The sequence below is a fragment of the Flavobacterium frigidum genome, from assembly GCF_048286795.2.
In genome coordinates, this window is the sequence record NZ_JBLVPT020000018.1 from 50,119 (window position 1) to 68,285 (window position 18,167).

Below are 18,167 nucleotides of genomic sequence, written 5' to 3' on the forward strand. Positions count from 1 at the left end.
CTCTAATCTAGAAATGGAATTACGCACAAAGATCAAAAATTGAAATTGTAATAAATTATAAAATTCAAAAAAAATATTGTAAAATTACTAGATAAAAATGATCAGTAATGTGTCTTAATTAGTTTCTAAAGATTTATAATAGGTACACTTTTCTTTAATTTTTCGCTTATACTTTTTTAGGATATGGAGTGTTTTATTTCCCAGCTTAATTGCTTTCAAATCCTTCACTTTTAGGAAAAACACTAAGTGCTTCTTTTGCAATTTCAGGTGTTGGTGCTGCCAACTTTCTTAGTTTTAAATCCATCCAAGCGCCATCTACAGTTATAGTTGCACAAAGTTGGTTCTTGTCATTTCTGAATTCATGAACAATCGACCAGCGCGAAGCATCGGCATTTACTTTAGAACTTTTGGTGTGCATGAAAATGGTATCACCCAATTTTATTTCTTTTCTAAACACACATTCTTCCCTAAACAAAATGGGACCAAAGCCTTGCGTTTGCATTACGCTCATCGTTAAACCAAGACTCTCTAGAATTTCTATACGATGCTGGGCACCAAAATCATAATAAGCACTGTGTCGAACATGAAAATTAGGGTCTAAATCAGACCAACGAAAGGATAATTCTTTGCTAAATGAAGTCATTTGTATTTTTTTATTGTTTCCGTATCACTATCACTTTTATTTAAACAAGAAAGTTTTAGATTTTTGAAAATCGAAAATACAAATAAAAACCGAGATGCAATAAGTAAATAAGCCTATTTTATGGCATTCTTTAGTACAATTCATTTGAAAAAGGTGTAGAGTCTCTTTTTTATTTTACTTTAAAAAAGATTGTGGCTTATCTTTTGCAATGCGTAAGTGGTATCCAATTTCGGATATTGAAATCAGTACAATATATGAAAAAATTAATTTTTGTGTTCTTGCTTACGGGCTCTATTTATGCTCAAGAACAGGTGTTTAACGTACAACGGTATTGTGTAGATGAGAAGCCTTTTAAGCAGGGTGAGTGCAATATTTCTGGTAATGAATACTCTTTTGTATTCCTTGATACACAAAAACGAGAGGTAGTTTTCTTTCTTACTTCTACTAAAATGAAGTATAAAATTATTAATTCAAGTGTATTTCCTTCAGACAAAAATTACACAAGTTACACTTTAGAAAATGAGCAAGAGCGAGTAGAAATGAGAATAAACAAGCAGCAAACCCGAATAGAGTTTTTGCATCCAAATACCCACATCTACTTGACAGTAGGCACTTCGACTAAGGCGGTTCAATAATAGATGTACCTTTCATAGGATCTCATGAAACAAAAAAAATTGTAGGCAACAACTATTTGGTTCTGAGTAAAACAACAGGAAATGCTGCGTGGTGCAGTAGTTTGTATTTATTTAGAGTTTTGTTATTTGGTAGAATCAAAAATGAAGGGATGCAGTAAAACAGTATTGTTTCTTTTGGTATGAAATTTTTGACTGGTTTTCATTTTGTTAATTAAAAGTTAAACCCTTGAATACTATTTAATTTACAGCGACTAAAATTTATTTTTGGTATTGATTAACCACTAAAAAACCTGTAAATGAAGAAATTTTTCATTTTAACAGCACTTGCTACTGCAATGCTAATACCTACTACTCAATTTGCGCAATCGAAAAAGAAAAAAGATAAAAATGCTGTTGTAGCGCCACCTCCTGAAAAGAAACCAGAGACAACTATCAAGGAGTATAGCAAAGTAATTACAAAAGATGCTATAACCGATGAGGGTTTGTTTACAGTGCACAAAGTAGACAAAAAGTATTTTTTCGAAATTCCGAATAAGTACTTGGATAAAGACATGCTTTTAGTGAGTCGGTTGTCAAAACTGCCTTCAAATTTAGGTGGCGGGTATGTAAATGCTGGTTCAGAGACAAATGAACAACTAATTGTTTGGCAACGTTTTCAAGATAAAATCTTGATTAAGATAAAGTCTTTCAGCGCAGTTGCTAATGACAGTTTGCCAATTAGCATTTCGGTTAAATCCAATAATTATGAGCCTACCTTATTTGCATTCGATATCGTTGCATTTAGTAAAGATTCTGCAAATACGGTTATTGATGTTACTAAGTTTTATGGAACTGATGTAAAAGCGATTAGCGGTTTATCAGCAGAAATGAGAGAAACATATAAAGTAAAAGGCATGGATGATTCTCGTAGTTTTATCAATACGATGAAAAGTTTTCCAATGAATATTGAAGTGATTCAGGATTTCACGTATAATGCCTCTAAACCACCGGTTCAAGAAGACTCAGAAACAATAAGCATCCAAATGAATCAGTCGATGATTTTATTGCCTGAAAAATTAATGCAACCTCGATTGGCCGATCCGCGTGTGGGATGGTTTACGATGGATCAAATCGATTATGGAAGTAATGAATTGAAATCTGATAACAAAACATTTATCCGTCGTTGGCGATTAGAGCCTAAAGATCCTGTCGCTTATGCAAAAGGGGAACTTGTAGAGCCAATAAAACCTATTGTTTATTACCTAGATCCTGCTACACCCGAAAAATTGCGTAAGTACATCAAACAAGGAATTGAAGATTGGCAAAAGCCTTTTGAAACAGCAGGTTTTAAAAATGCAATTATCGCCAAAGATGCACCAACGAAAGAACAAGATCCTGATTTTAGTCCAGAGGACATTCGATATTCGGTAATTCGTTATGTGGCGAGCACGACACGTAATGCGGTTGGACCAAGCGTTTCTGATCCTAGAACTGGAGAAATTATCGAGAGCGATGTAATTTGGTACCACAACCATTTGCGTTCGTATAGAAATCGCTATTTGCTAGAAACCGGTGCTGCTAATCCAACAGCAAGAACATTAAATACCAGTGATGCTGAAATGGGTGAGATGATGCGTATGGTTATTGCTCATGAAGTAGGACACGCACTAGGTTTTCCTCATAATATGGGTGCTAGTTGTGCCTATGATACCGAAAATTATAGAAGTGGAGACTTTACTCAGAAAAACGGAATTGCAGCCAGTTTGATGGATTACGCTCGTTTCAACTACATTGCTCAACCCGGAGATAAAAACGTTCGTTTTATCCGCCAAATGGGACCTTACGATCATTATGCTACGAATTGGGGATATAGAGTGATTCCAAATACGACCTCACCAGAAGCAGAAGTACCTACATTAGACCGATGGATTATGGAAAAATCGGGGAATATAATCTATAAATACGGGCAACAAAGTAGTAGTTTTGACCCTACTTCACAAACAGAAGATATTGGAAATAATTCAATGACTGCTGGTACCTACGGACTTAAAAACTTGCAATATGTAGCGGCACATTTATCAGAATGGACTAGTGATGTGACTAATAATTATGAAGATTTAGAGGAGTTGTATAAAGAAATGTTAGACGTTTGGGGTAGGTATGTAGGGCATGTAGTAACTAATGTAGGCGGTGTTTACGAGGCTGCTAAAAAGCCAAACCAAAAAGGAACTATTTACGATATTGTACCAAAAGCAAAGCAACAAGAAGCGATGCAATGGTTGCAAGCCAATGCTTTTGCTTCGCCAACGTGGTTGGTAAATGTGAGCACTTTAAAAAATATTGATTATGCAGGATACACAGAACTTTTCCGAAATTTGCAAGCCAGACATTTGAATGCACTATTGAGTTTTGAGCGATTGGGACGATTAATAGATTCAGAAATTATGGGTACTGCTAATTATAAAGCATTGGATTTGCTGGGTGATATGCGCAAAGGAATTTGGAAAGAAGCCAGTTTAGGTTCGAATGTGACTATTTATAGAAGAAATTTACAACGTGCCTATATTGAAAGAATGAGTTATCTAATGAAAGAAGAGATCAAATCTGGTCGTCCGTCTGACTATTATAATGTAGCACAATCAGATGTAAGAGGATTGGTTCGGGGAGAATTAACTACTTTGAAAGCTGCATTATCAATTGCTAAAACTAAAATAGTACAACCGGAAACAAAATACCACTATGAAGATGCAATCAAAAGAATTGAATTGATTTTAAATCCAAAATAGATTTATTAGAGTACATTACAAATTAAAAAAAATCCGCTTTAGCGGATTTTTTTAGGTTAAAAATTGATTGAAAATTTTTTATTTTACAGCAAAATTGGCTTCAAATGTTTTAAATCTAGTGTCTAAGTCAATTAATAATTGCTTTTTCACAGCAGCTTCTTTTATGAAACTATAATTGATGCTGTTGTACACAAACTGTTTGATATCTGAGTAGGAAACGTCTTTGTATCTTTTGGCTAATAAAACATATTGTTCGGTCATATTGGTTCGCAAAATTCCTGCATCATCCGTACTGATAACTATAGGAACGCCAAATTCTTTGTACAAGGAGAATGGGTGGCGGTTTTCTTTTACTTTTAAAATAAATTCGTTACTCACTAAATTAATTTCGATAGGAATGGAGTTCTTTTCCATGTAACGCAGTAGATTATAGGAATCTTTCTCATAAGCTAGATCTACTCCGTGCCCAATGCGATTGGCTCCTGCGGTATAAACAGCGGCGCCAATATGCCAAGTTAAATCTTCGGGTAATACCAATCCAAGAGTCAGTTCTCCAGCATGCATCGCGTACTTCACATTTGGATAGCGCGCATGACAATACTTGAACATCAGCATGTGCAACCAATAATCGTTCATCGCCGTTTCACCATCTTCGGGAGAAACAATATTAACACCCGCCACTAGCGGACTATTATTTGCCGATATAAACGCAATTACCAAATTCTTGAACAAATCTACCGGTTCCATAAAACGCAATACAAAATTTTGGTAGCGCATGGTAAATTGATTGTCATCAATTTTTAAATCATTGTGCATCTTGGCTACAAAATTAGTATTGAAGTCTTTAGCATAGGACTCCGCATTTTTCTTTAGTAACGAATTGAAAACAGAATCCAATGATGTAGTGATTGCTTTTTCGTTTTTTACCAAAGCTAGTTTTCGCAACTTTATATTGAATGATGTCAAATCATCGGTAATCATCGTTGTTGGAATTGTAGATAATTGAGTTTCAATGTAACTTACATTTTCTGTAATGGCTCTATTTTTTAGTTCCAATAATCCTTGTCCAAAATTTCCTTTGATCGCCGGTTCAAACTTCATAAAAGATTCAAAAAACAATTTATCGGATGGATAATCCACATAATTATAGTCCTTTACAGACCATTTTTGCATTATTTTTTGTTTGAATATATTCAGAGTACCATTTGCTTTGAGCGAAGAAAATAATAACCAATTCCCTGAATTTTCTTTGACTTTGCGCACATCCATTGTCTCAGTGTTGAGGTAAAAGTCTTCTTTTATAGCATGTTGCAATAAAGGCTCTGCGTAAATAGATCCAGAAAAATGGTGATGTAAATCCCCTCCTTTTGGCATTTGGGAGAAAAAAGCAGTTAACTGCGCTTCATTATTTCTAATTTTTTCAAAGTAGGCATCAGTAGGTTGTGAATAAACAGTGTTTAAGACAAATGCAACTAATAGGGTATATACTAATTTCATATTTTTTATTGTAGCTAAAGTAATAGGTATGCCATTTCAAAAAGTATAATTGATAGATATCAAGAAGCTCTTTATGAAAAAATATTCTTATTTTTAATGGTGGTAATAGTTTACAAAAATAAGTAATTTCATTGTCTGTTTTGGCTACTGTTTAAAAAGTTTATTTGGATTACTTTATTGCATTTCAAAAACTAATTTTTATTAAAGGTGTTGTTGATTTTTTAGTACGTTTATTTTGTTTTTTTTCTTGTTCTAATTTTGAAAATAGTTTTTGTTTGATAGGCTTTAATTTATTTAGATTTCATCATTGCTTCGGCGGCTAATCGTCCTGTTTTTAGTGCGGCATTAATTGAACCATTTAATAAGTTGTCTCCACAAATAAATAGCGTATCTGATATTTTTATTTCGGAAGTATCAATCGTATTTCGTACACTTTCTTGAGTTGGCAAAGCATATTCAATTCGATAGGCTTTCAGCATTTTCCATAAATTTACTTTTTCGCCATACCATTGTTTCAATTCTTCTTTCATATTTTCAGCCAAAGTAGCGTCATCAACAGCTGGAATTCCATTGAAAGAAACCGATATAAGCACTTTACCTTTTGGAGCATACGCTTCAGAAACATTAGATAGAACCGTTAAATTATTGACCCATTTCTTTTGGGTGGAAGCATTTAATAAAACCACCGCTTTTTTAGTAGGTGCTTCATTGGTTTCAAAATAGATGTTTGTAACCTGATGCGAAGTCATTTTTTGCTTTGGCAAAAACTGGTGGGTAGGAGTATTTGCGGTCGTTGCCAAAAGGATTTGGTTGGCCTCAAAAACGCTTCCATCCGCAGTTGTCACCTTGTTTCCATCAATAGCTGTTACTTTCGTATGACATTGAATACTCCCTTGCGGAAGCATAGCGACTAATTGTTTTGGAATTTCCTCCATGCCTAATGCTGGAACAGCAACATCGCCATCAGAAAACATTTTCATCACAAAATCAAACATACGTCGGGATGTTAGTAAATCATTTTCCAAGAATATCCCGGATAGAAATGGTCGGTAAAAGCGCGCAATCATTTTTGCACTAAAACCATATTCGGTTAATTGCTTTTGTGTAGATTGTTCTGGTTGTTCGAAAATTTCGTCGATGCTTAAATTTTGCAACCTGTTTTTCAACCAAAGGGTATTAATTTTATCTTTTAAAGTACCTACAGGAGCAAAAAGCGTTGCAAATGCCGCCGATGGTCTTCGGAAGGGATCTGCAATTTCAAAAATACCGCCATCATAGAGCACAGTGGCTCCTGGAAGCATTTTTTTTAAGTTTAAATCAGTGTAATTAAGTAGTGTTTGAGTTTCTGGATAGGCGGTCAATAGCACTTGAAATCCTCTGTCCAAAAGATATCCTTCATGTAAATCGGTTTTTATGCGTCCGCCTGGACGATCAGTTGCTTCTAGAAGTAACACTTTTCGGCCTTGACGGTGCAAGTGAACGGCAGCAGACAATCCCGCTAATCCCGCTCCAACAATTATAACATCTTGTTTCATGATTTTTATACTATTTGCAACAAAAATAAACCAAATTGAGTTTTCATGAGGTTTAATTAAGGGACAATTTTGAGGTAAAACTTTTGTGTCTGAAAGTAGAGTTCAAAACTATATGCTTTCACGGCATTTACTTTAGCTTAAAAAAAAACACTCACCACAGATTTACAAATTTTAAAAGCGTACTATTAGAAAAGTTTGCGAATCTGCGGTAAATAATACCATCTAACTTTGCAGATCAATTCTGACTAATGAAATCTATGTACTTTCAATCGATAGGGCTTCAGTTTTTATAATGGTAATTTAGATTTTTTTACAAGATAAGTTGCATCATTAAATCGGTTTGTTTGTCAGTTCCCATTATAAAGTCATGCTGATCAAAAACTACAAATCCATTTTTGGTGTAAAATCGAAGTGCTCTATGATTTTCTTCCCACACTCCAAGCCAAATTGAAGTAACGCAACTAGTTTGACCAATATTTTTAGCTTTGTCAAGCAGCAATTTACCTACGTTTTTGCCATGAAAAGTTTGCAAAACATAAATTCGATGGATTTCTAATGAATTTCCTTCTGTGATTTCGGTTTGTGCTTCTCCAAAATTTACTTTTAAATAACCAACAGGATTTGTTTCTGAAAAGGCCATATAAAACTGAGATTCAATAGTGTTTAATTCACGTATCAATTGTTCAGTATTGAAGCTTTTATCGATGTAATTAGCAATATTTTCTCGAGTATTAGTAACGGCAAAAGTTTCTGTAAAGGTTTGAATACTTAATTTTTGAAGCATTTCTAAATCCGCTACTGTCGCTTTTCTAATTTCGATTGGGTTCATCTTGAGGTACTATTTGGTTTCATTTGAATCAAAAATACACAATTAAACTAGGTTACACATGGTAATCCTTTATAACACTATTTAAATAATCAATTTAAAGATTTTTGGATTCTAGATTTCAATTAGTACTTTTGGAACAATTAATAAAAAGTGCTTTTTAGCGCAATCTGTATGAAAATAGTACTATCACCAGCCAAGTCGTTAAATTTTGAAAAAGAGTTGCCTACGGCTTTGCACACAGAACCCTTATTTTTAAAAGAATCAAGAGAAGTTCACAAAGTTTTGAAGGAGAAAAAACCTGCGGATTTGTCAGATCTAATGAGTATTTCAGATAAGTTGGCCGATTTGAATTGGAAGCGCAATCAAGTTTGGAAAACACCTTTTACGATCTCTAATGCGCGTCCAGCAGTGTATACTTTTGATGGAGATGTTTATATTGGTTTAGATGCTTATTCTTTACCTCAAAAAAAAATACAAGTTTTGCAAGATAGTTTGCGTATTCTTTCGGGTTTGTATGGATTGTTAAAACCATTAGATTTAATGCAAGCGTACCGATTGGAAATGGGAACAAAATTACCCATTGGCGAAAGCAGAAATTTATATGAATATTGGAAACCTACAATTACAAATGCTTTAAATAAAGAGTTGCAAGAAGGGGAGTTATTTGTTAATTTGGCTAGTACAGAATATTTTTCTGCAGTTGATGTCAAAGCACTTAAAGTTCCAGTAGTTACGCCAGAGTTTAAAGATTATAAAAATGGAAAATTAAAAATAATTAGTTTTTTTGCCAAAAAGGCGAGAGGAATGATGGTGCGTTACATTATTGATACAAATGCACAAACCTTAGATGATTTAAAAGGATTCAACTATGATGGGTATCAATTTGACGCTACATTATCCAAAGGGAATCACTTGGTTTTTACTCGTTAACGTTTTTAGATAAATACACAAAACGCCGTTATCATTTTGATAACGGCGTTTTGTGTTTAATCTTTAATGCGTTGCATCAGCAGGGTTGATTTTGTTTTTTCCTTTTTTGATCAAAAGGATGAAAGGAATGCAAAATAAGAATAGTGCTCCAAGATATAAAAAGATGTCTATGTAAGACAATACAGAGCTTTGCACCATTACTTTATATTCGATTGCTTTGTAGGCTTTGGCCAAGGCTTCGTTTTCAGTATAGCCTTTAGACATGAATCCCAATTTGAGTTGCTGTACTGTTTTTTGGACTTCGAAAGAAGCGGAATTAAGATGCGAAACTAGATTTACACGATGTTCCTGATTGAATCGAGCGATAAAAGTGGTGATGATCGCAATACCAAAAGAACCGCCTAATTGTCGCATCATCCCAGTAAAAGCTGCTCCTTCGCCTATACTCTTCCCTTTTAAAGTTGATAATGATAGTGTAGAAATGGGTACAAATAATAGCCCGAGTCCGACTCCTCTTAAAATCAATGGCCAATACAAATGCTCTTCACCAGAATCTGGCGTAATGACCAATTGCATCCAATACGTAAAAAAGAAAAAGGTTAAAAAACCAGCTGCAACCAGATAGGCTTGCGGTACGCCACGTTGAATCATTTTGCCTATAAATGGCATCATAATTCCGGTAGTGATTGAACTTGGGATCAATAATAAACCAGCGTCAAGTGCGCTCCACCCTAATACGGATTGTGTGTAGATAGGGATGATGAAAGTAGAACCATACAACCCGAAACCAAGAATAAAACACATTATGGTGCCTATTCTTAAATTGGTATCTTTTAGTACTTTCAAGTTTACAATAGGATGCTCATAAGTAAGTTCTCTCCAAATAAAGAGTACTAAACCCAAAACAGTTATTACACTTAAGATGATGATGGTAAGGTTATTGAACCAGTCATCTTGTTGTCCGTGTTCTAAAATATATTGTAATGAACCAATAAAGGCAGTTAGTAAAAAGATACCCCACCAATCGACTTGACTAGCCTTGAGTTTATCTCCATACTTTGGACTTTTTACAAAAGAAAGTGTTAGTAATGTGGCAATAATCCCAATTGGGATGTTGATATAAAAAATATACGGCCAAGAAAAATGATCGACAATATAACCTCCTAATGGCGGTCCAAGAGTAGGGCCTACAATCACTCCCATACCATAAATAGCCTGAGCCATTCCTCTTTTAGCAACGGGATAACTTTCTGTAATTATGGTTTGTGCGGTCACGAGTAACGCACCACCACCAAGACCTTGAATGAATCTAAAGGCTACTAGTTCCCATATATTATTAGCGTTACCGCACATAAAAGAAGCGACGGTAAAAATAATAATAGAAACTGCAAAATAATTTCGTCGTCCAAACTGTTGTGACAACCAACTCGTCATAGGAATCACAATCACATTTGCAATGGCATAAGCCGTTATAACCCAAGCAACATCAGTTAATGATGCGCCAAGACTACCTCGCATATTGTTTAATGCCACATTTACAATTGTAACATCTACAATTTCAAGCAAAGCACAAAGCACGGCGGTAATGGTAATTATGACTCTTCTTAAGCCATATTCTACTAAATCATCTTCTCCTGTTTGTACCATTTTATACTTAATTGTAAACTATCATTTTTTTAAAAAAAGGCATTACTTTTTTGGCCATTTTAGAACCTTGTAAAAAGGTTTTTTATTTCAAATGTACATCTACATCTACATTCATACCTGGGCGAAGTAATTTTATTTTTTCGGGATCGTTAGTGGTGTTTAAACTTATTTTAACCGGTAATCTTTGGATTGTTTTCACAAAATTTCCAGTGGCATTATCAGGCGGAAGTAATGAAAATCGTGATCCTGTAGCCGGAGAAAATGAGGTAATTGAACCTTGAAAGTTGTAACCAGGATAGGCATCTACTTTCACGGTTACTTTTTGACCAATAACCATTTTGTTCAATTGAGTTTCTTTGAAATTAGCAATAACCCAAGCTTCTTTATTGTTGATGATATAAAATAAAGACTGTCCCGGTTGTACTAATTGTCCTGGTTGAATATCAATTTTAGAAACTTGACCATCAATCGCAGCAGTTACAGCGGTGTAAGTAAGATTTAATTTTGCGGCATCCAGTTGTGCTTTTGCTCTTTTAATATTGGCAGCCGCAACTTCGGTTTGCTTACCTGAAACTTTTGATTTGGCAATAATAACTGATTTTTGAAACGCGCTTGCTCTTTGTTGTTGCTCTAAAACACGGACTTGACTTTCTGCCTCAAGTTTAGCAGCCAGTGCTTGTTCGTACTGTTGTTTGGTTATAGAATGGCTTTTATACAAATTGTTGTATCTGTTGTAATCACTGGTTATACGATCCAATCTAATTTTTGCAGACTCAATATTGCCACCTGCTGATTGCACATTGGCATCAGAAACAGAAATACTCGCTAAAGCACTACCAATATCAGCTTTAGAAACTTCAAAATTTCCTTCAGCTCCCACCATTGCAGCACTAGCTTCCTCAATTTTTAGTTGGTAATCTCTTTTGTCAATTGTAAAAAGAGTATCTCCTTTTTTTACAAAATCATTGTCTTTAATGTACACTTTATCTACATATCCCGATACTCTAGGAATAATAGGATTCATGTTTTTTTCAATTTGCGCATCATCCGTTTCTTCATGAGCTAGGGAATGCATGTATTTATATGTCCCGTATGATGCACCTAAAACTACCAAAGCTACTAGGATAATTATAAATTTTTTATTTGTTTTTTTCTTTTCCATGGTAGGTATGATTATTTTTTTGAAATAGTAAAGGTTTGAGATAATTGTCCAGTTACCGATAGTAACTCGTAGTATTTTTGAATGGTATTGGCTCTTGCTAATGCATTATTGATTTTAGAACTCAACTGTTCTACATCAGCCTCAAGAAGATCATTGGTGTCTGAAAGGCCATTATCATATTTGTCTTTTATTATTCTGTAGTTTTCAGATGATTGTTCTACCGCTTGCTCATAAACTACATTTTGTTTCAATGCTAAATCGTAATCTTCAATTGCTTTTTGAACCTGACTTTTTATGTAATCCGTTAATATAGCCTCGGCGTTTTGAGCTTCAATAAACTTATTTTCCGCTAGTTTTACTAACGTTCCATTTTTTAATATAGCACTTAAATCATACGAAATACCCACACCTATATTCATTGCATTTTGCACGGTAATTACGTTACTCAAATCTAATGCAGTATAGCCACCAATAATTGCAATGGCAGGATAATATGCCCCTTTCGCTATTTTAATATTGGCCTCACTTGCTTTTTCTTGTAAACGTATCGCGAGTAAATCTTTTCGATTTTCTAATGCTGGTAAGTCATTTGTTGGGATATTAGTCATTTGAAAATCAGCAAAATCACTTTCCCGAATTTCCAATTTAGTTTCTGGATTCAATTTCAAAAGTGTAACCAAATAAAAGTTGATGATTTTTAAGTTGTTGTTTGTTTCATCTAATGATAATTGGATTTTAGAAGCTTGTAATTGTGACTTTAAAAGGTCGTTTCTAGGAATAATTCCGTTTTTTTCTAACTCTATAAAATCTGTTACGCGTTGTTGTGCACTTTTTTGATTTTCTTTTAACAATTCAATTGTTTTTTGAGCTTTGTACAAGCCCGCGTAATAATCGATAACACGCAATGCTATATCTTCCTTAGTTTGAGTTGCTGTTGCCATTTCAGCCTCATATAAGTTCTCATAAACTTTAATACTATTTTGTATTTTGAAACCAGAAAACACAGGAACACTAGCATTCAATTGTCCAATCATTAATTGATTGACGATAGGTTGCGGTTCTTGTGAGCCCGAATTATTTTGATTGATTTTAAAATCAACAGCAGCATTAGTCAATCTTTGGTATTGACCTGAAAGCTTCAAATCAGGATATTGATTATTTTTTTTGGATTGCAGTTCGTATTGTTTCGTTTTAACTTTGGTATTGGCCAAGGTAACCTCATTACTTTTGGTCCAGGCCAAATTAATGGCTTCGTTCAATGTTAAACTTGTTTTTTCTTGGGCTGTTACCGAGGAAATTCCAATATAGAAAATTCCAAAGAGCATAAATGGACTAACTTTCATAAATTAGAAGTGCTTTTATAGTTTGTTGAATATGCTTTGTCAAATTTGTTTTGATGTAATTATTGTATAAATCTTCGGTTTTTAAGTTTAATAAATTTTCAAAGAAGGGTTTGTTCATGTGAAAATGAAAAAAAGTTCCCAAAATTGTGGGTGTTATCAGTGGTATAATAACATCTTTCCTAAAAATACCTTTTTTCTGACCTTCCTCAATAATAGTTTCCAACGATTTTAAATTTCCTTTTCTTAATTCTGAAAAAGCTTGAAGATTTTGTTCTCTTTTTTTAGAAGTGAATTCAAAGTGTAAAATTCTGTAAATACCACGGTTGCTATTGATTCTATTGATGTACAGTTCAATAAGCTTGTTAATTTTTTCGATTGGTTCTAAGTCTTCTTGTAGTAAATTTTCCAATTGATTTTTAAGATCCGAAGTTCTATAAACAATTAAGGATTCCAGTAATCGTTCTTTCGATCCAAAGTAATACGATACCATAGCTACATTGATCTGAGCTACTTTAGCTATTGTTCTGATGGAGGTGCCTTCAAAACCTTTTTCTGCGAAAAGGGTCTCTGCAACTTCGAGGATTTGAATTTGTTTATCGTTAAAATTACTTTTCAATGGAACTTAATTTTTTCAAAAACAAAACTAAACAAGTGTTTAATTTAAACAACTGTTTAGTTTTTTTTTAACATAATTTTAACGATATAATTAGAGCTAGATTGAAGTGTAGAACAAAACTAAACAGCAGTTGAAATTGTGAATATCTATTTTAGGAATGATGCTTTTTTTAACCTCTAAAATATATCTTTGAAATCCTTAAAAAAATAGAAATGAGCACAACTTGGTACGAATGTAAAGTAAAATATAGAAAAACAGATGAAACTGGCGCACAAAAGATTACGACAGAACCATACTTGGTAGACGCGTTATCCTACACAGAAGCCGAAAGCAGGATCAATGAAGAAATGTCGGCGTATATTAGTGAAGATTTTAAAATCACGAATATAAAAGTGGCTAATTATGCAGAGATTCATCCCTTTGAAAATGCAGATCGTTGGTTTAGATCCAAAGTTTCTTTATTGGCCTATGACGAAGAAAGCGGTAAAGAGCGAAAGACCAACATGTACTTATTAATACAAGCAAATGATGTAAGGGAAGCCTATGACAATACCATCAGTGTAATGAAAGGAACAATGGGAGATTATACCATACCAGCGGTTTCTGAATCTCCTATTATGGATGTTTTTCCTTATTTTAGTGGAGAAGAAGGGGAACTGGAACAGTTAGAAAAATTTAATGCACTAAAAGCATCAAAACCAGAGGTAGCTGCAGAAATAGTAGATCACTTGGAATTTGAAGCGGCTCCTGAAGAAGAAGCTGTATTTTAAGATTTTTTTTTAAAAGAACCTACCGCAAATTCGCAAATTACGAAACTGTTACTAACTGTTTTTATTTGTGAATTTGCGGTTTTTCAATTTCAATCAGTCTTGTTTGTGTAATACTTTCTCGTATGCTTTTCTAGGACTTCCTCTAAAATAAACTTCGCCACAATACACATATCCTGAATTTTCAAATATTTTGATCATGGCGACGTTGTCAAAATTAGTGTCTGCTTTTACACTATAAATGGTAGTGTTTGTCGCAAAATTCTCTATGTGTTTCATAATCATTTTAGCATAACCTTGGCCTAGATGATTAGTAGCAATAGCTACACGATGTACCACCACAAAATCAGTATTAGTGATCCATTTACCCTCAATAGCCTCGTAAGCAGGCTCATCATTAATTAGTATTGCGCAATAACCAATGATAGTTTCGTCTAAAACTAAAATAAATCCCTGGCCTTTTTCAATATCTTTTTGTATAATTTCTGGATTGGGATACCCGTCCTGCCACTGGGTACTTCCATCTTGTTTTCGGCGGGCAATAGCATCTTTCAAAATGTCCCAAATGGGAGTGATTTCAGAAAGTTCAGCTTTTCTGAAGTGATAGTCCATATCTGTCATTACAGTTTATTATCTTTAATATTTAGCACATCTAAAATTTTAGTATACAATAGCTTTTCGTCAAGTGGTTTTGAAATGTAGTCATTCATGCCAATGGATTTACATTTTTCAACATCAACGGTAGTAACATCTGCAGTAAGTGCGATAATCGGGATTTGTAAATTCATTGTATTGCGGATGTATTTTGTAGCTTCAAATCCGTTCATAATGGGCATCTGCAAATCCATTAGAATAATATCATAGGTATTTGTTTCTAGTTTTTCAATGGCTATTTGTCCATTGTCCGCAATTTCCCATTCAAAATTATAATCATCAAGTATGGTTCGTAACAATAATTGATTTAGTTTAACATCTTCTACGACCAATACTTTAATTTTTTTAATTTTAGCTGTGTCGTGATTTATTTTTTCTGATTCAAAATTACTCATAGCATCAACAGTGTTTTTTTGAAAATTTAATATACAACTAAACGTAGTTCCTTCATCAACTTTACTATCTACAGTAATTGTGCCTCCTTGTTTTTCTACAAGTTGCTTTACAATTGCTAGTCCAAGTCCAGTACCTCCATATAGATTAGAGGAAATAACGTGTGCTTGTTCAAAATTCTCAAAAATTGTTTCAATTTTATTAGCAGGAATTCCAATTCCTGTATCAGAAACTTTAAACTCAATTGTAATTTTCTGTTTGGTTGCACTTTTTACATTCACATTAATAGTAATGTTGCCTTCAGAGGTAAATTTAATTGCGTTACTCAGTAAATTAATTAGAATTTGATGTAATCGAACCGAATCACCTAAAATAATTTCGGGAATTCTGTCATCGTATTCCGTGATTAATTGTAAGCTGCTTTCTTGAACTTTTGTTTCAAATAAACGAATAACACTAGATAGTAATTCGGATACTTTGAATGGCTCATTAACAAAAATCATTTTGCCTGCATCAACTTTGGCTAAATCAAGAATGTCATTAATGAGAACAATAAGTGTATCGCCGCTGGATTGTATTGCTTTTAAACACTCTGTTTGTTTTTCGGATAAATCTGTTTTTAATAAAACGTTGGTAAAGCCAATTATCGCATTCATAGGAGTCCGGATTTCATGGCTCATATTGGATAAAAACTGTTGTTTTGCTATTACGGCATGTTCAGCAGTTGCCGTTGCATTTTTAGCTTTAATGATTGCTTGAGATAATTCTTCATCGATCTTCTTTTGTTTTGAAATATCAATACTAACGCCTGTAAGTGTATGGGCTTGGCCAAACTCATCATAGTGATAGTGACCAGTAGATTTGATCCAAACAATTTCTCCATCATTAGCACGTGCTATACGATAATCTACTTCATAAACGTTATGGTTAATCTTTGATTCTTCTATTTTTTGAAAAGCTAATTCTATATCTTCTGGGACGATCACGCTGTGCCAGTCCGAATAGGTTAAGTTTTCTTTCTGGTCATCGTAGCCCCACATTTTTTTATGCATCGTGGACCATTCTAATGTTAATGATGCGATGTCTAGAGACCAAATACCAACTCGGGCTGAGTTAGTTGCTAATTTAAAATGTTTAGCTAATTTTTTTTGTTCCTCTTCATTTTCTTCAATCTGTTTTTTAGCTAGAACGTATTGCGTAATTTCGGTAGCCAAGATTGTGATGCCGGTAATAGAATCATCAACATCTCTATAAGGTTGGTATACTAAGTTGAAATAACATTCTTCCTGTTTTTCATTGCGATGCAGTATACATTTAATTTCATTGGTTACAAAATGTTCTCCTGTTTCATATACATTAAGCAATAAACTAGGGAATACTTGATCTTTTATTTCAGGCAAAATTTCAAGTAAGGATTTACCAATGACATCATTTCCTTTTCCCCAAATAGCAATTATAGCTTGGTTAGCAGATGTTACGATCATTTGCGGACCTTTTAAAATGGCGATGGCAATTAAGGATTGTGCAAGGATATTACTAAATCGTTTTTCGCTAACTTCAATTTGTTTTCGTGCATGTACTGCTTCAGTTATTTCAGTACCTATGGATATAATTCCGTAAATAGTATTATTTATATCTCGTAAAGGTTGATTTAGTATATTGAAATAAGCAGTGTCTAGTTTACCTTTTCTCATGAGTAAAACCATATATTCAGTTACTGTAAAGGGTTCACCAGTACTGTAAATTTTATTGAATATTTGTAATAACCCACCTTCTGTTTCTGGAGATAATTCACAAAGTGGTTTGCCAATTACTTTCTCATGTGTTTTATCCCAAATTTCTAGCGCTTTATTGTTGATAGATTCTACTATAAAATTAGGTCCTTTAAAAATGGTGATGGGAACGGGTGCCTGTGAAATCAGGTTTTGAAAATTTATCAAACTGCCGTCTTTAGAAAGAGGATTAGTAATTTGAGATTCACTCATAGCTTTGTTGTATGTGTCCATTTTTATAGTATTAATGGGTTCGTATTCGCTACATTTTTTAGACAACTATTCGAATTAAATATTTAATTGAGTCAAATATAAATAATTCTGAGTATTAATTGTTAAAATATGTGATTTAAAATGCATAAATCGAAACAATATTTTTTTTTAGAACACTACATTTAGACTTTGATTGTGTATTTATTATTAAAAATTAATGGTTAAAGCAATAAAAAATCAGCAGCAAAAAAAACATCGCCCTGATATTTGTCTTTTAGGTTTATAATAATAGATCCAATTTTAAAGCATTACTATATTTATACTAACTGATTTCTTATAATTTAATTTACTTTGAAATAAGTATAAATCATACTGTAGATCATAACACCAAGACATAGAGTAGTACTTTTTAAATGTAAGTTTTTTTTAAATATGATATAGTGCTTGTAGAATTGAAAAAAAGCAATCTTCTTTTGTGCCAAGATGTTTGATATTTGCTAAATCGCTCAACAAATGAAAAGTTATAGTGTCATTACTGTTGAGTTGGATCAAACTTTGTTATGAACGTAACGAATGTAAGACTTTATTTTTAACCAATACAACAGTAACTTCTACAGTTGCAATGCTATTTCGTGAGATTTTTTAATAAAATACATCACTAGTGTCCAATTAAAATAAGTTGAAAACCAGCTGGTTAGTATTATGTTCATTGACATTATTGTAATCTGATTTCATAAGTAGTTCATTTATAGATGTTTTTTCGAGT

The 18,167-nt window shown here is 33.5% G+C and carries 14 protein-coding genes; 4 read left to right on the top strand and 10 right to left on the bottom strand.

All coding sequences use genetic code 11. The annotated features are described in order from the left end of the window. Positions 1–205: 205 nt before the first annotated feature. A complete protein-coding gene (locus ACNQGB_RS14295; RefSeq protein WP_417946146.1) occupies positions 206–643 on the bottom strand; it encodes an acyl-CoA thioesterase in 438 nt (145 codons plus the stop codon). A gap of 236 nt (positions 644–879) precedes the next feature. On the opposite strand from ACNQGB_RS14295, the gene ACNQGB_RS14300 reads away from it, so the two are divergent. Both ACNQGB_RS14300 and ACNQGB_RS14305 read left to right on the top strand, forming a co-directional pair. After that, positions 880–1,278 carry a hypothetical protein gene (locus ACNQGB_RS14300; protein WP_417946148.1) on the top strand — a complete coding sequence of 133 codons (399 nt, stop codon included), beginning with the start codon at positions 880–882 and terminating at the stop codon, positions 1,276–1,278. A gap of 296 nt (positions 1,279–1,574) precedes the next feature. Beyond that, complete coding sequence (locus ACNQGB_RS14305; protein WP_472777129.1) at positions 1,575–4,043, top strand: zinc-dependent metalloprotease; 2,469 nt, start codon at positions 1,575–1,577, stop codon at positions 4,041–4,043. Between the two features lie 78 nt (positions 4,044–4,121). Here the strand turns inward: ACNQGB_RS14305 and ACNQGB_RS14310 are convergent, their stop codons facing one another. The 3 genes from ACNQGB_RS14310 to ACNQGB_RS14320 all read right to left on the bottom strand — a co-directional run bounded on the left by ACNQGB_RS14310 (position 4,122) and on the right by ACNQGB_RS14320 (position 7,904). Continuing rightward, complete coding sequence (locus tag ACNQGB_RS14310) at positions 4,122–5,540, bottom strand: adenosine deaminase (protein ID WP_417946869.1); 1,419 nt, start codon at positions 5,538–5,540, stop codon at positions 4,122–4,124. Positions 5,541–5,830: 290 nt separating this feature from the next. Beyond that, complete coding sequence (locus tag ACNQGB_RS14315; protein WP_472777130.1) at positions 5,831–7,132, bottom strand: NAD(P)/FAD-dependent oxidoreductase; 1,302 nt, start codon at positions 7,130–7,132, stop codon at positions 5,831–5,833. Positions 7,133–7,385: 253 nt separating this feature from the next. Beyond that, positions 7,386–7,904 carry a GNAT family N-acetyltransferase gene (locus ACNQGB_RS14320; protein WP_417946868.1) on the bottom strand — a complete coding sequence of 173 codons (519 nt, stop codon included), beginning with the start codon at positions 7,902–7,904 and terminating at the stop codon, positions 7,386–7,388. 171 nt (positions 7,905–8,075) lie between these two features. On the opposite strand from ACNQGB_RS14320, the gene yaaA reads away from it, so the two are divergent. Further along, entirely contained in the window at positions 8,076–8,834 is a 759-nt protein-coding gene (yaaA, locus tag ACNQGB_RS14325) for a peroxide stress protein YaaA (protein WP_417946866.1), read from the top strand. A 63-nt stretch (positions 8,835–8,897) separates the two neighbouring features. Here the strand turns inward: yaaA and ACNQGB_RS14330 are convergent, their stop codons facing one another. The 4 genes from ACNQGB_RS14330 to ACNQGB_RS14345 form a co-directional block, all read right to left on the bottom strand. Continuing rightward, positions 8,898–10,481 (bottom strand): MDR family MFS transporter, encoded by a 1,584-nt coding sequence (locus tag ACNQGB_RS14330; protein WP_417946864.1) that lies wholly within the window; start codon positions 10,479–10,481, stop codon positions 8,898–8,900. 82 nt (positions 10,482–10,563) lie between these two features. Continuing rightward, positions 10,564–11,643 carry an HlyD family secretion protein gene (locus tag ACNQGB_RS14335; RefSeq protein ID WP_417946863.1) on the bottom strand — a complete coding sequence of 360 codons (1,080 nt, stop codon included), beginning with the start codon at positions 11,641–11,643 and terminating at the stop codon, positions 10,564–10,566. Positions 11,644–11,654: 11 nt separating this feature from the next. After that, positions 11,655–12,986, bottom strand: a complete 1,332-nt coding sequence (locus ACNQGB_RS14340; protein WP_417946861.1) for a TolC family protein — start codon at positions 12,984–12,986, stop codon at positions 11,655–11,657. Further along, positions 12,976–13,602, bottom strand: a complete 627-nt coding sequence (locus tag ACNQGB_RS14345; protein ID WP_309758311.1) for a TetR/AcrR family transcriptional regulator — start codon at positions 13,600–13,602, stop codon at positions 12,976–12,978. Before ACNQGB_RS14345 ends, ACNQGB_RS14340 begins: the two co-directional genes overlap by 11 nt. A gap of 212 nt (positions 13,603–13,814) precedes the next feature. Here ACNQGB_RS14345 and ACNQGB_RS14350 point away from each other — a divergent pair, with 212 nt between their 5' ends. Beyond that, a complete protein-coding gene (locus ACNQGB_RS14350) occupies positions 13,815–14,372 on the top strand; it encodes a DUF4494 domain-containing protein (protein ID WP_417946860.1) in 558 nt (185 codons plus the stop codon). Between the two features lie 93 nt (positions 14,373–14,465). Here ACNQGB_RS14350 and ACNQGB_RS14355 read toward each other — a convergent pair whose 3' ends face one another. Together ACNQGB_RS14355 and ACNQGB_RS14360 are read right to left on the bottom strand one after the other, a co-directional pair. Further along, a complete protein-coding gene (locus ACNQGB_RS14355) occupies positions 14,466–14,981 on the bottom strand; it encodes a GNAT family N-acetyltransferase (RefSeq protein ID WP_417946873.1) in 516 nt (171 codons plus the stop codon). Between the two features lie 8 nt (positions 14,982–14,989). Further along, entirely contained in the window at positions 14,990–17,422 is a 2,433-nt protein-coding gene (locus ACNQGB_RS14360) for a PAS domain-containing hybrid sensor histidine kinase/response regulator (RefSeq protein ID WP_417946859.1), read from the bottom strand. Between the last annotated feature and the right edge of the window lie 745 nt (positions 17,423–18,167).

Coding starts and splice junctions, on each gene's coding strand:
- ACNQGB_RS14340 (WP_417946861.1), bottom strand. CDS start 12,986: ATGAAAGTTAGTCCATTTATGCTCTTTGGAATTTTCTATATTGGAATT.
- ACNQGB_RS14310 (WP_417946869.1), bottom strand. CDS start 5,540: ATGAAATTAGTATATACCCTATTAGTTGCATTTGTCTTAAACACTGTT.
- ACNQGB_RS14295 (WP_417946146.1), bottom strand. CDS start 643: ATGACTTCATTTAGCAAAGAATTATCCTTTCGTTGGTCTGATTTAGAC.
- ACNQGB_RS14350 (WP_417946860.1), top strand. CDS start 13,815: ATGAGCACAACTTGGTACGAATGTAAAGTAAAATATAGAAAAACAGAT.
- ACNQGB_RS14360 (WP_417946859.1), bottom strand. CDS start 17,422: ATGGACACATACAACAAAGCTATGAGTGAATCTCAAATTACTAATCCT.
- ACNQGB_RS14335 (WP_417946863.1), bottom strand. CDS start 11,643: ATGGAAAAGAAAAAAACAAATAAAAAATTTATAATTATCCTAGTAGCT.
- ACNQGB_RS14330 (WP_417946864.1), bottom strand. CDS start 10,481: ATGGTACAAACAGGAGAAGATGATTTAGTAGAATATGGCTTAAGAAGA.
- yaaA (WP_417946866.1), top strand. CDS start 8,076: ATGAAAATAGTACTATCACCAGCCAAGTCGTTAAATTTTGAAAAAGAG.
- ACNQGB_RS14305 (WP_472777129.1), top strand. CDS start 1,575: ATGAAGAAATTTTTCATTTTAACAGCACTTGCTACTGCAATGCTAATA.
- ACNQGB_RS14320 (WP_417946868.1), bottom strand. CDS start 7,904: ATGAACCCAATCGAAATTAGAAAAGCGACAGTAGCGGATTTAGAAATG.
- ACNQGB_RS14355 (WP_417946873.1), bottom strand. CDS start 14,981: ATGGACTATCACTTCAGAAAAGCTGAACTTTCTGAAATCACTCCCATT.